Annotated in this window: 15 protein-coding genes; 1 reads left to right on the top strand and 14 read right to left on the bottom strand. The window is 59.1% G+C overall.

The genetic code is table 11. The features are described from left to right. The first annotated feature begins 167 nt into the window (after positions 1-167). Positions 168-446, top strand: coding sequence for a hypothetical protein (locus tag ACA058_RS07780; protein ID WP_497638571.1), 279 nt, complete (start codon positions 168-170; stop codon positions 444-446). 688 nt (positions 447-1,134) lie between these two features. Here ACA058_RS07780 and ACA058_RS07775 read toward each other — a convergent pair. From ACA058_RS07775 to fliJ, 14 genes are all read right to left on the bottom strand, one after another. Beyond that, positions 1,135-2,223, bottom strand: coding sequence for a phosphatidylinositol-specific phospholipase C (locus tag ACA058_RS07775; protein ID WP_497638570.1), 1,089 nt, complete (start codon positions 2,221-2,223; stop codon positions 1,135-1,137). Positions 2,224-2,320: 97 nt separating this feature from the next. Further along, positions 2,321-3,460: a flagellar biosynthesis protein FlhB gene (flhB, locus tag ACA058_RS07770; protein WP_497638569.1), complete on the bottom strand. Its 1,140-nt coding sequence runs from the start codon at positions 3,458-3,460 to the stop codon at positions 2,321-2,323. 3 nt (positions 3,461-3,463) lie between these two features. Continuing rightward, on the bottom strand, positions 3,464-4,249 hold the full coding sequence (gene fliR, locus ACA058_RS07765) for a flagellar biosynthetic protein FliR (protein WP_497638568.1): 786 nt from the start codon (positions 4,247-4,249) through the stop codon (positions 3,464-3,466). A 3-nt stretch (positions 4,250-4,252) separates the two neighbouring features. After that, on the bottom strand, positions 4,253-4,522 hold the full coding sequence (fliQ, locus tag ACA058_RS07760) for a flagellar biosynthesis protein FliQ (protein WP_008058625.1): 270 nt from the start codon (positions 4,520-4,522) through the stop codon (positions 4,253-4,255). Further along, on the bottom strand, positions 4,519-5,277 hold the full coding sequence (gene fliP / locus ACA058_RS07755) for a flagellar type III secretion system pore protein FliP (protein ID WP_008058623.1): 759 nt from the start codon (positions 5,275-5,277) through the stop codon (positions 4,519-4,521). The genes fliQ and fliP overlap by 4 nt, the downstream gene beginning before the upstream one ends. Next, on the bottom strand, positions 5,277-5,729 hold the full coding sequence (gene fliO, locus ACA058_RS07750; RefSeq protein ID WP_497638567.1) for a flagellar biosynthetic protein FliO: 453 nt from the start codon (positions 5,727-5,729) through the stop codon (positions 5,277-5,279). The genes fliP and fliO overlap by 1 nt, the downstream gene beginning before the upstream one ends. Continuing rightward, positions 5,730-6,188: a flagellar motor switch protein FliN gene (gene fliN, locus ACA058_RS07745; protein ID WP_497638566.1), complete on the bottom strand. Its 459-nt coding sequence runs from the start codon at positions 6,186-6,188 to the stop codon at positions 5,730-5,732. Between the two features lie 68 nt (positions 6,189-6,256). Next, positions 6,257-7,225 carry a flagellar motor switch protein FliM gene (gene fliM, locus ACA058_RS07740; RefSeq protein WP_272605157.1) on the bottom strand — a complete coding sequence of 323 codons (969 nt, stop codon included), beginning with the start codon at positions 7,223-7,225 and terminating at the stop codon, positions 6,257-6,259. A gap of 9 nt (positions 7,226-7,234) precedes the next feature. After that, positions 7,235-7,735 (bottom strand): flagellar basal body-associated protein FliL, encoded by a 501-nt coding sequence (fliL, locus tag ACA058_RS07735; RefSeq protein WP_497638565.1) that lies wholly within the window; start codon positions 7,733-7,735, stop codon positions 7,235-7,237. A gap of 205 nt (positions 7,736-7,940) precedes the next feature. Continuing rightward, a complete protein-coding gene (locus ACA058_RS07730) occupies positions 7,941-9,239 on the bottom strand; it encodes a flagellar hook-length control protein FliK (protein ID WP_497638564.1) in 1,299 nt (432 codons plus the stop codon). Positions 9,240-9,340: 101 nt separating this feature from the next. Then, positions 9,341-9,691 (bottom strand): Hpt domain-containing protein, encoded by a 351-nt coding sequence (locus ACA058_RS07725; RefSeq protein WP_497638563.1) that lies wholly within the window; start codon positions 9,689-9,691, stop codon positions 9,341-9,343. 30 nt (positions 9,692-9,721) lie between these two features. Further along, complete coding sequence (locus tag ACA058_RS07720; protein WP_497638562.1) at positions 9,722-11,437, bottom strand: ATP-binding SpoIIE family protein phosphatase; 1,716 nt, start codon at positions 11,435-11,437, stop codon at positions 9,722-9,724. Then, complete coding sequence (locus ACA058_RS07715; protein WP_497638561.1) at positions 11,434-11,742, bottom strand: STAS domain-containing protein; 309 nt, start codon at positions 11,740-11,742, stop codon at positions 11,434-11,436. Before ACA058_RS07715 ends, ACA058_RS07720 begins: the two co-directional genes overlap by 4 nt. 206 nt (positions 11,743-11,948) lie before the next feature. Continuing rightward, on the bottom strand, positions 11,949-12,398 hold the full coding sequence (gene fliJ / locus ACA058_RS07710; protein ID WP_497638560.1) for a flagellar export protein FliJ: 450 nt from the start codon (positions 12,396-12,398) through the stop codon (positions 11,949-11,951). Position 12,399: the final 1 nt, after the last annotated feature.

Below are 12,399 nucleotides of genomic sequence, written 5' to 3'. Positions count from 1 at the left end.
GCCTGCTCGCGAAGAGGCCGGTACTGCCAGCGATTTTCTCGGAAAACACCCTGCTGACCAGAAAATCGAACGCGAAAACCCAGGGCACCTATCAGTTCTGCTAGTACCCAACCCTCGAAGCCGCCAATACTGAGCTCCCGCTCTTCGGACCTTCGGAGCAACCACCCATGACATCGCCAGGCAAAACCGTGCTCTGCCACTACCGCTACGATCCCCTTGATCGCCTGATCAATCACGCACTGCCAGACATCCCCGAGCGCCAGCGTTATTACTGCAAAAGCAGGCTGGCCACCGAGATACAGGGTGCGATGCGCTTTTCGATCGTCCAGCATGGTGACCAGTTGTTGGCGCAACAACGAAGTGAGGGTGACGTACCTGATATCACGCTGATGGCCACCGATCAGCAGCGTTCGGTATTGCAGACGGTCAAGGCCAATCAAATTTAAAGTACTGGGGCGTCGAGCGAGAATCAAAACCTTTGAAAAAACCCGATCATTCAATGGTCGCGCGGCCAATCCTGAATTAACACCAAACGAGGCAATAAACCTAAACGATCAAATAAATAAAACAAACTCAATGATAGACGAGATAACCAACCAAAGAGACATCTTAATTAGATCCGATTACAACGCTCGCAATTCGCCAAATTTGCAAAATAGTGCATCCACTGCAATAACCAATCACAAACTCGCGACAGACAAACTCCCACGACCATTACAAGACTTTGCCAGCCCCCCCCCTGTACCACCTAACTCCAGCGACTTGCTTGAGTTGATCAATACCCCCGGAAAATCCCCCTCTACAATCTAGCCAACACAACAGATGTTAGTCCAATTTCACTTCCATCTGGCCGCAATATAGATCCCAACACTGTTAAAGCGTATAAATCCAGAGTGCGCAGCATACGAAACCCTGAACTCCAAGAACATCTGAACAGAAGTATGAGTCTTTTTAACAAACTACACCCTAACCTATGAGCAGGCGGTAACAATGGTAAAAGGGACACCCATTAGCATTAATTTTAGATCGACTAATGAGCGCCTCTTTTCAGTCATTTTTGGTCATTTTTGGTCTCAATGGGGTCGGGTGCAAACGCAGATGTTGCGCCCCCCCCCCTGCAGAACCCAGTACAACTCACTCTTTACCTAAATTATGCCCCCATCGATAGTTGTTGCGAATAACACTGTCGATCAGCGAATCACCCGGGAAATCCGCCATAACGATACCTACTGTTCTTACCTGCGTAGACTGATCATTCAACGTCTTCAAATCGTCCCGTGTCAGTATGTTGGTGCCTTCAAAGGAAATAAAACACATCGGCCCTGTACACGCTGTTCTTGGAAACTTTGGATAGAGATCGCCATGTCCAAAATCAATCAGACCTGTCCACAATCTAGCTGCCTCCGTTCCCGGAGACACATGGCCACTGGCAACAAAGTAGGGAAACGAACGATGACTGGCCGACAGGTAGTTCACATAAAACGTATCCCGGCTGCCCGCTGCGGCAGTGTGCAATTGTTGTTTGATTTTGATGTACTTGTCATGCAGAGCCCAGTTCGAGCCCATGAAGTAATCATCCTGAATATTGAAAATACTCTCATCCCTGTAACTGAGCCCAAATTTATTGAGCCTGGCATCCGCAGATAACACCACAAACTTGCCTCGAGCCTCGCCCAGCGTAAGCTTTGGGTTTTGGTTTTTCAGATATATACGCGAAAAGAGCTGCATGTATTGGTCGAACACTTGCTCCAGACTCTGGCTAACGTTCGAGTCTGTTTCGTACTCATCACTCACCCGAATCAGTACCGTTTCACTGGGATTATCTCGAAGGAACCGCTTGATCGCCTCCAGCGCCGAGCCCAACATCCTGTCCAGAAACACTGCACCGTGGTGCAGTGCCAAAGCATCGCCAGTGCGACGAATCCGCAGGTCGAATACCCGTACTCCGTACTCCAACTGCTTGTCGAAACCGAGGGTTTGAGTTTCCACGATATCCTTGAAAATCGGATACCAGGTGACTTGGAAAGTAGCCGAATCATGAGTACCCGGCAGCGCCATTTCACTGAGCTGGACATCGTCCCGGATCGTTTTCATCCACTGCGATCTATCGGTGAACGGATCATCCGGATCATGCGAGTACGCGCCGTCGAGATGGCCGTAAGCTGGCCATGCCAGGCAGTAGAGTAGCCCCAGGAAAAATCTTGCAGTCATTCCAAGCTTCATTGTCACGCCCTCCTTGGCTGCTAATGAACGCCCTTTCATGCTAACTGGATTGACTTGGAGAATGCCCTACATAGATATTTTTTGCGGTGACGCTTAATTAAGAATCCCGGCGCAAATCCGGCGGGATAGGTAGATCGTCCTTGAGCGGATCCGGCCGTTTGCCCTTGCCAGCGCGGTACTGGCGAATCTGATAGACGTAGGCCAGTACCTGGGCGACCGCGAGGTACAGGCCTCCAGGAATTTCCTGCTCAAGCTCCGTGGAGTAATAAATCGACCGCGCCAACGCCGGGGACTCCAGCAACAAAATTTCATTGGCCGCCGCGATCTCACGAATCTTCAGCGCCAGGAAGTCGCTACCCTTGGCGATCAGCATCGGCGCCCCGCTCTTGTCCGGGTCGTACTTGAGGGCCACGGCATAGTGGGTCGGGTTGGTGATGACCACGTCGGCATCAGGCACCGCTGCCATCATCCGGCGCTGGGACATCTCGCGTTGCAGCTGGCGAATCCGTTGCTTGACCTCCGGCCGCCCCTCCTGGTCCTTGTGCTCGTCGCGGATTTCCTGCTTGGTCATCTTCAGCTTCTTGATGCTTTCCCAAAGCTGGATCGGCACGTCGACGGCGGCGATGATGATCAGCCCGCAGGCCATCCACAAGGTGCTCCAGCCGACCACTTGCAGGCTGTGGGTGATGGCGCGATCCAGCGGTTCGTGGGCGATGCGCAGCAGGTCGTCGATGTCCGCCGACAACACCGCCAAAGCCACGAACAGGACGATGAAGAACTTTGCCAGGGCCTTGAGCAGTTCGGTCAGGGCCTTGGCCGAGAACATGCGCTTGAGACCCGCACCGGGGTTCATGCGGCTGAACTTGGGCGCCATGGTGCCGGCGGAGAACAACCAGCCGCCGAGGGAAATCGGGCCGATCACCGCCGCCAGCAGCAAGGTGATCATCACCGGCTGAATCGCCAGCAAGGCGATCTGCCCCGAGTGCAGCAGGTAAGTGCCCATCGCGCGCGGGTCCAGCACTACGTCCCGCGACAGGGAAAAATTCAGGCGCATCAGGTCCATCATGTCCTGGGCCAGGGCGCCACCGAAGACCAGCAGCGCACCGGCTCCGGCGAGCATGACAGCCAGGGTATTGAGCTCCTTGGAACGGGCAATCTCACCCTTCTCACGGGCGTCCTTTTTCTTTTTCTCCGTGGGGTCTTCTGTCTTGTCCTGACCGCTTTCGCTCTCAGACATATCTCAGCGCGCCTGTGCCAGTTCGCGTAAAAACTGCAGGGCCTCGGTGGCCAGCGGTTGATACTGGTTGAGAATGTCCGCCAGCCCGACCCAGAGGATAAACATCCCGAGTACCAGGGTCAGCGGGAAGCCGATGGAGAAGATATTCAATTGCGGCGCCGCCCGGGTCATCACGCCAAACGCGATGTTGACCACCAGTAAGGCGGTGATCGCCGGCAGCACCAGCAGCAGCGCCGCGCCGAGCACCCAGCCGAGCTTGCCGGCCAGCTCCCAGTAATGGTTGACCATCAGACCGCTGCCGACCGGCAACGTGGTGAAGCTCTCGGTCAGCACCTCGAACACCACCAGATGGCCGTTCATGGAGAGGAACATCAGTGTCACCAGCATGGTGAAGAACTGCCCGATCACCGCCACCGACACGCCGTTGGTGGGGTCGACCATCGAGGCGAAACCCATGCCCATCTGGATCGCGACAATCTGTCCCGCCACGACGAAGGCCTGGAAGAACAGTTGCAGGGAGAAACCCAGGATCGCGCCGACGAGGATCTGCTCGGCAATCAGCAGCAGCCCACTCAGGTCCAGCGCATTCACCGGCGGCATCGGCGGCAGGCCCGGGGCGATGACCACGGTGATGGCCAGGGCGAAGTACAGGCGGATGCGCGTTGACACCAGGGCGGTGCCGAACACCGGCATGACCATCAGCAAGGCGCCGACGCGAAACAGCGGCAACATGAACGTCGCCACCCAGGTGCTGATCTGGGTATCGGTCAGCTGGAGCAGCGACGACATGGTTTAGCCGATGACCTGCGGAATACTGCCGTACAACTGCAGGATGTACTCCATGAAGGTCTGCACCAGCCATGGGCCGGCCACGATCAGCGTCACCAGCATCACCAGCAGGCGCGGCAGGAAACTCAAGGTCTGTTCGTTGATCTGGGTCGCGGCCTGGAACATCGCCACAATCAGGCCGACCAGCAAGCTCGGAATCACCAGTACCGCGACCATCAGGGTGGTCAGCCACAACGCTTCGCGAAAGATGTCTACGGCGACTTCCGGCGTCATGGCGACACACCGCCGAAGCTGCTGGCCAAGGTGCCGATAATCAGGGCCCAGCCATCGACCAGCACGAACAGCATGATCTTGAACGGCAGGGAAATGATCAGCGGCGAGAGCATCATCATACCCATGGCCATCAGCACACTGGCCACGACCAGGTCGATGATCAGGAACGGGATGAAGATCATGAAGCCGATCTGGAACGCGGTCTTGAGCTCCGAAGTGACGAACGCCGGCACCAGGATGGTCAGCGGCGCCTGATCCGGCGTGGCGATGTCGGTGCGCTTGGACAGGCGCATGAACAGCTCCAGGTCACTGGTGCGCGTCTGGGCCAGCATGAAGTCCTTGATCGGTACCTGGGCCTTGGCCACGGCATCCTGGGCGGTCATTTTTTCCGCCAGGTAGGGCTGCAAGGCATCCTGGTTCACCCGGTCGAACACCGGCGCCATGATGAACAGGGTCAGGAACAGCGCCATGCCGGTGAGGATCTGGTTCGACGGTGTCTGTTGCAAGCCAAGGGCCTGGCGCAGGATCGAGAAGACGATGATGATGCGGGTGAAACTGGTCATCAGCATGACGAACGCCGGGATGAAACTCAGCGCGGTCATGATCAGCAGGATCTGCAGGCTGACCGAGTATTCCTGGGCGCCTTCGGCGTTGGTGCCCAAGGTGATGGCCGGGATCGACAATGGATCGGCGGCGAACGCCAGCGGCGCAGCCAGCATCAGGGCCAGCGTCAAGATGATGCGCAGCGCACCCATTACTTTTTATCCTTCTGATCCTTGCCCATCAGCTCCATCAGGCGCTGGGCAAACTCGGGGGTGGCTTTTTCAGTCGCGCTCGGCACCTGCACCGGTTCCTTGAGCACATGCAGCGCCGTGATGGTGCCCGGGCTCAGGCCGAGCAAGATCTGCTCGTTGCCGACCTGCACGAGCATCAAGCGATCACGGGGCCCCAGCGCGCGGGAGCCGATCAGCTCGATCACCTGCCCCTTGCCGGCCGGCCCGGCCTGCTGCACCCGGCGCAATAGCCAGGCGAGGAAGAAAATCAGCCCCAGCACCAGCAACAAACCCAGCACAAGCTGCGTCAACTGCCCGGCCACGCCGCTGCTGACCACAGGCGCGGCGGCGGCATTGGCGACGGGCTCGGCGGCCAGCACACGGCACGGTAACGCCAGCGCCAACCCCAAGAAAAAACCCAGAAGCCTTTTCACTCAGCGCAGCTTCTTGATGCGTTCGCTTGGGCTGATCACGTCAGTCAGGCGGATGCCGAACTTCTCGTTGACCACCACCACTTCGCCATGGGCGATGAGGGTGCCGTTGACCAGCACGTCCAGCGGCTCACCGGCCAGGCGATCGAGCTCGATGACCGAGCCCTGGTTGAGCTGCAACAGGTTGCGGATGTTGATGTCGGTGCTGCCGACTTCCATGGAGATCGACACCGGGATATCGAGGATAACGTCCAGGTTCGGGCCTTCCAGGCTCACCGGATCGTTGTTCCTCGGCACGCTGCCGAATTCTTCCATGGGCAGGCGGTTGGACGAAGAACGGCCAGCATCGGCGGCCAGCAAGGCGTCGATATCGGCCTGCCCGGCGTCGCCGGTTTCTTCCAGGGCCGCAGCCCACTCATCAGCCAGCGCCTGGTCGTCCAGGGTATTCATATCGTCAGCCATCATTTGTCCTCGGCGGGCAACCCTTCAAATTAGAAGCAGTCAGTAAAAAACAATGTGTATTGCGAAGATCAACGACGCTCGATCGGCTCGATCACTTGCAGCGCAAGGTTGCCCTTGTGCGAGCCCATCTTTACCTTGAAGGCCGGCACGCCGTTGGCGCGCATGACCAGTTCTTCCTGCATGTCCACCGGGATCACATCCCCCGGCTGCATGTGCAGGATGTCGCGCAGCTTCAACTGGCGACGGGCAACCGTGGCGTTGATCGGTACGTCGACATCCAACACATCCTGGCGCAAGGCGTTGACCCAACGCTCGTCCTGGTCGTCAAGATCGGACTGGAAGCCGGCATCGAGCATTTCGCGGACCGGTTCGATCATCGAATAAGGCATGGTCACGTGCAGGTCACCGCCACCGCCATCGAGCTCGATGTGGAAGGTCGACACCACAATGGCTTCGCTCGGGCCGACGATGTTGGCCATGGCCGGGTTCACTTCCGAGTTGATGTACTCGAAGTTCACTTCCATGATCGCCTGCCAGGCCTCTTTCAAGTCGACGAAGGCTTGCTCCAGGACCATGCGCACCACACGCAACTCGGTCGGGGTGAACTCACGCCCTTCGATCTTGGCGTGCCGGCCGTCGCCGCCGAAGAAGTTGTCCACCAGCTTGAAAACCAGTTTGGCGTCGAGGATGAACAGTGCGGTGCCGCGCAGCGGCTTGATCTTGACCAGGTTGAGACTGGTCGGCACGTACAGCGAGTGCACGTATTCGCCGAACTTCATCACCTGCACGCCACCGACTGCCACGTCTGCCGAGCGGCGCAGCATGTTGAACATGCTGATGCGTGTGTAGCGGGCAAAACGCTCGTTGATCATTTCCAGGGTCGGCATGCGCCCACGGACGATGCGATCCTGGCTGGTCAGGTCGTAGCTTTTGACGGTGCCGGGTTCGGCAGCGATGTCGGTCTGTACCAGACCATCGTCGACGCCATGCAGCAGCGCGTCGATCTCATCCTGGGACAGCAGGTCCTGCACGGCCATGTCGTGTTCCTACTGCAGTACGAAATTAGTGAAAAGCAACTGTTCGATCACCACTTTGCCGAGCTCTTTCTGCGCCACTTCCTGGACGCTGGCGGTGGCCCTCTGACGCAACATTTCCTGGCCGACCGGCGAGGCGAGGGTCGCAAAATCCTGACCGGAGAACAGCATCACCAGGTTGTTGCGGATCACCGGCATGTGCACCTTGAGCGCGTCCAGATCCGCCTGGTTGCGCGCGATCATGGTGATGCTCACTTGCATGTAGCGCTGGCGACCGTTCTGGTTGTAGTTGGCCACGAACGCCGGGGTCATCGGCTCGAAAACGGCGGGCTGCTTGCCCACAGGGGCGGTTTCAACCACGACGGCAGGCTTGCTCTGGGCGCTGTGCATGAAGTACCAGGTCGCCCCCACGGACAAGCCAATCGCCAGCAGCAGCGCCACCACGATCAAGATGATCAGCTTGAGTTTGCCTTTGGTTGCGGGGTCTTTTACTGCTGCGTCGCTCTTCGCCATGCCAATAATCCGTCACTATTCGGTTTTTTACAGTCGCGCGGCAAGGCAAGAGCAAGTGTTATGCCAACGATCGGATCTGAAAGCCCCACAAACCAATGTGGGAGCGAGCCTGCTCGCGAAAGCGGCGTAACAGTCGATGAAGATGTTGACTGTTACGGCCCTTTCGCGAGCAGGCTCGCTCCCACAGAGTTAGTGCGGCCCTTGATCAGGCGTAGTAGTCGACGGCGCTGGAGCCAATCACATGAGTGGCCGTTGCAGCCACTTCGGCAATGCTCGGGGCGATTTCGTCATCCATGGCCTGGCGACTACCGCTGGCACTGGCACGCCCACTCTGCGCCTGCTGATGCTGCCCCTGATCCTGCGACCCCCGGGACTGGTCGGAGACGTTGACGTCAACCTGGCCCATGCCCTGCTGGGTGAACATGTCGCGCAAACGCTGCATCTGGCCGTCCAGCGCTTCACGCACCCCCGGATGCGCGCTCATGAACGTCACCTGGGTCTGCTGATCGGGCACCATGTTCACCCGAATGTCGAGGCGGCCGAGCTCGGCCGGCTGCAACTGGATATCGGCCGCCTTGAGATTGGCGCTGGACAGGTACATGACCCGGTTCACCACTTCTTCGGTCCAGCCGCTCTGATGCATCGCGATAGGCTGGTTGACCGGCAGTGCGTTGGCGGTTTTTGGCGTGGCCGCCTGGGTCAGGGCCGCCAGGCGGTTGGCGAAATCGTCGACCCGGGTATCGCTGCTGGCAGACTTGAGGTCCTTGAGCCCCTCATCGATCAGGCCGCTGAAGGCACTGTCGCCATCCTGGCCGGTACTGTCCTTGTCGGCTTGCACATCGAGCATGTTCGCCATGCCGGCGGCAAAGGTCTGCGCCGCGGTCCGCTCGCCGTCGGCCTCTGTCGGTGCTGCCTTGGGTTGCGCCTGGCTTGAGGCCGAGACATGCCCGCTCTGCTCCATGGCCATACGCAGGGCCGGCAGGGCGTCGAGCGGGTCGGCTTCGGGATCGAAACCGGTGTCCGTGGCGGGGACGGCCGGCGGGACGACCGACGCAACGATCGCTTCGATGGGATCAGCCACCGCAGGCGGCGTCGCCGGGGCAGGCGCCGCGACTACAGGCAACGAGGCAGGGTCAACAGGCGCAGCATCGGCAACCTCCGCCTGCCCGGCGTCCGTCGTATCGCTGGCCTGCTTGTCGTCGGCTTGCGCCGGTTTATCGGCGGGCAAGCTTTTGCCGCTATCGGCAACGGCGGGCTCCTCGGCGGCAGCGTTATCCTCGCCGACATCCTTTTTACCGGCGCTGTCCGCAGCCTTGTCACGTGGCGGTTTCGAAGATCCGTCAACGGCCGCTGCAGATGTGTTCCGGCCTTGTGTGGCGTAGACCTGAGAGAAGCTGGACGCCTTGTCCCCGGGCTCGGCGGCAACCTTCATGGCAGGGGCGGCGGCGGCCTGACTCTTGGCCTGAGCGGTGGCCTGGAGGAGAGAATTGGGGGTAACAGGCATTTAACGGTCTCCGCTGCACTGGGGTCGTAGGTACAGTTGAAAGAGTTGATTGCAAGGGGCGGGCCAGTTTCGCCCGATGACGAAGAAAAGCGCCGTACGCCTCAACTTTCCGCCAGGGAGCGCTGCCGCTCGGCTTCGTAAAGAGGTCGAACGATCGCGAACTCAACGTCGATTGCAGCGATCCGCTCTTGGATTTCGGAGGGCGAAAGCTTTTCAGCATTCTTCTCAAGCTCGCCACACAGCTCTACGAGCTTGACGGCCCCCATATTGCTGCTGCTGCCTTTGAAACTGTGAGCCACGTCTACCAGCTGCGCAGCCTTCCCTGCCTGTCGCAACGATTGCAGGCGCTCTTCGGAATCGGCGAGAAAGGTATCCAGCAACTGCGGATACGCGTCCTCCATGACCTCGCGCAACGCGCTCAGCGCGTCCAGGTCCAGATGTTCATCAGTCACTTGTTCGCTCCCTGATCAAGAATTTACGGATTATGCCAGAGCCTTCCAGAAAAACTCCACGCGGGCACTTCGACCATCGTCGGACCAGCTTGCATTATGACCCAGCTGACGGATCAGACTGACGCCGCGTCCCGACAGACGGACAGGATCGACGGGCCGCTCCAGCACCCGCCCGACATCAAATCCCTTGCCGCTGTCCTCGACGCGAATCACCAGGCAACCACCCTCGCCGTCCGGCGTGACCTGCAAATGAACCCGGACATGACCGTCCTCCAGCTCGTCCAAGCGCGCATTGCGTTGCTGATAATAACGGGTAAAACCCGACACATCGCACTTGAGGTTGGAGTCCAGGCCTAGCACTCCATGCTCCAGGGCGTTGGAATACAGCTCCGCCAGAACACTGTAGAGCGCCCCGCTTTGAGCCCGCAGACCGTGCACTTCCTGGAGCAATTGCAAAAGGTAGGGCAACGGATTGAAGCGTTTGAGCGTTGCGGCGCGAAATTCGAAACTGGCCGACCAGTCCAGCGGGCAGGACTGGCCGCTGTCGGAATAGACCGGCACCGGCGGACTCGCATGCGCGGGCGCAGACAGGATGACCTCGACCATGCTGACGTCGTCGCGCGCCTCACCGCGAAAGTCTCGAAGCGCCTGCTCAATGTCCTGGAACAAGGTGTCGGGCTGACGATTGGCGGCAAATACCTGCTGCAACCGCTGCACACCAAACAGCTGGTCATCGGCATCGCAGGTATCGATCACCCCGTCGGACAACAGGAATACCCGATCACCCACGTCCATCGGCAACACTTCGGTGCGATCATCGAAGGTTTGCGGGCTCAGCACACCCAGCGGCAAATGCCGCGACGTCAGTGGCGTTCGCGCCCCGCTGGCGACGCTGTGCAGGTAGCCGTCCGGCATGCCGCCGTTCCAGACCTCCACCGAGCGGTTCTGGAAACTCAGGCACAACATCGTGGCGCAGCAGAACATGTCCACCGGCAGGATGCGCTTGAGCTTGGCATTCATCTCGCGCAGGGTTTCGGCGAGGCCATAACCCTTGGCGGTCATACCGTAGAAGACTTCGGCCAAGGGCATGGCGCCAACGGCGGCGGGCAGGCCATGGCCGGTGAAATCTCCGAGCAAGACATGCATGTCCCCTGCCGGGGTGAATGCGGCCAACAGCAAGTCGCCGTTGAACAATGCATAAGGCGATTGCAGGTAGCGGATATTGGGCGCATTCAGGCAGCCGGAATGAGCCACCTTGTCGAACACCGCCTTGGCCACCCGCTGCTCGTTGAGCAAATATTCATGGTGCCTGGCGATCTGGTCGCGCTGCTGCACAACGGTGGCCTGCAAGCGCCGCAAGCGGTCCATCGCCTTGATTTTGGCGGCGAGGATCACCTGGTTGTAGGGCTTTGCCAGAAAATCGTCACCTCCGACCTCCAGGCAGCGGGCCAGCGCCTGGCTTTCCGACAGCGAGGTGAGGAAGATGATCGGCACCAGGGTGTCCCCGGACAATTCCTTTATTTGCGCGGCCGCCTCGAAGCCGTCCATCACCGGCATCATCGCGTCCATCAACACCAGTTGCGGGCGTTGCTGGCGAAACACTTCAACCGCCTCGGCGCCATTGGCGGCCGTCAGCACTTGATGCCCCTGGCGGCGGACGATGCTCGACAACAGCATGCGGTCGGCCGCGCTGTCTTCGGCGATCAGGATCGTCAGCGATTCGAGTGCCGATTGCACGATGGTCAACTGATGTCGAACAGCTTGTCGAAGTTGGAAATGGCGAGGATTTTCTTCACGTCCGAACTGCTGTTGACCACGCGGATATCGGAATCGTCGCCGCCGGCGTGATCACGCAACAGCAGCAGCATACCCAGGGCGGAACTGTCGAGGTAGGTGGCTTCTTTCAAGTCGACCACGACTGAACTCGGCACTTTGGCGCCAGAGCGCTCATAGGATTCACGAAATTCCTGATGCTTGGCGAAATCGAACCGCCCCTTGATTGATATCGTCAGCTTTTGCCCGTCCGGGGAGATTTCTGTAACGACTGACATGTCATGGCTTCCTTGTCATTGGTAAACCTGCTTGTACAAGGTTTAGCAGTTGGTAGAGGTTGGGGCAAGGCGGGATGTTTGTGGAGGTCTTGAGCCCCCTTCGCGAGCAGGCTCGCTCCCACAGATTGACCGCATTCCAATGTAAGAACGCGACCTCCTGTGGGAGCGAGCCTGCTCGCGAAGAACGATAAAGCGGACCACCTGATTCAATACCGATCATGGCGCGGCAAGCGCTGGGACAATTCATCCAGGAGTTTCTGCTCGCGCTTGTCTTCCAGCGTCTGCGCTTCGTCCCTGTAGCGCTGGACCAGTTTACGCAAGCCTTCTACCCGGGCGAACGCCTGTTGCCAGGTGTCCCGCGCCTTGTTCAGGTTGTTCTGATGCCAGGCCAGGCTTTGTCGCTGTTGATCGATGGCCGTGCCCAATTGGGCGAGAAAGCCCTGGTACCCCAGCAGCCATTGGCCGGAAACGCCTGCGCTGCCGCGTACGATCCACTGTTCCTGATAGTCGAGCCGAAAGGCTTCGAGGTCGGCCAGTTTGCTTTCGGCCAGACGCACTTGCCCCTGGAAGTGCCCCAGACGCTGGACTGCGGTTTTCTCGGCCTTCTCGGCCATTTCCACCACGGGGGCCAGACGGCCCGCCCGACTCTGGGCCATG

The organism is Pseudomonas sp. LBUM1649, from assembly GCF_059716155.1.
Note: the sequence above shows the minus strand (reverse complement) of the source record. Positions and strands in the feature narration are given on the sequence as shown.

Bases quoted from the DNA above. Each gene is read 5' to 3' on its own strand.
- ACA058_RS07780 (WP_497638571.1), top strand. From the start codon at position 168: ATGACATCGCCAGGCAAAACCGTGCTCTGCCACTACCGCTACGATCCC.
- ACA058_RS07775 (WP_497638570.1), bottom strand. From the start codon at position 2,223: ATGAAGCTTGGAATGACTGCAAGATTTTTCCTGGGGCTACTCTACTGC.
- flhB (WP_497638569.1), bottom strand. From the start codon at position 3,460: ATGTCTGAGAGCGAAAGCGGTCAGGACAAGACAGAAGACCCCACGGAG.
- fliR (WP_497638568.1), bottom strand. From the start codon at position 4,249: ATGTCGTCGCTGCTCCAGCTGACCGATACCCAGATCAGCACCTGGGTG.
- fliQ (WP_008058625.1), bottom strand. From the start codon at position 4,522: ATGACGCCGGAAGTCGCCGTAGACATCTTTCGCGAAGCGTTGTGGCTG.
- fliP (WP_008058623.1), bottom strand. From the start codon at position 5,277: ATGGGTGCGCTGCGCATCATCTTGACGCTGGCCCTGATGCTGGCTGCG.
- fliN (WP_497638566.1), bottom strand. From the start codon at position 6,188: ATGGCTGACGATATGAATACCCTGGACGACCAGGCGCTGGCTGATGAG.
- fliM (WP_272605157.1), bottom strand. From the start codon at position 7,225: ATGGCCGTGCAGGACCTGCTGTCCCAGGATGAGATCGACGCGCTGCTG.
- fliL (WP_497638565.1), bottom strand. From the start codon at position 7,735: ATGGCGAAGAGCGACGCAGCAGTAAAAGACCCCGCAACCAAAGGCAAA.
- ACA058_RS07730 (WP_497638564.1), bottom strand. From the start codon at position 9,239: ATGCCTGTTACCCCCAATTCTCTCCTCCAGGCCACCGCTCAGGCCAAG.
- ACA058_RS07715 (WP_497638561.1), bottom strand. From the start codon at position 11,742: ATGTCAGTCGTTACAGAAATCTCCCCGGACGGGCAAAAGCTGACGATA.
- fliJ (WP_497638560.1), bottom strand. From the start codon at position 12,398: ATGGCCCAGAGTCGGGCGGGCCGTCTGGCCCCCGTGGTGGAAATGGCC.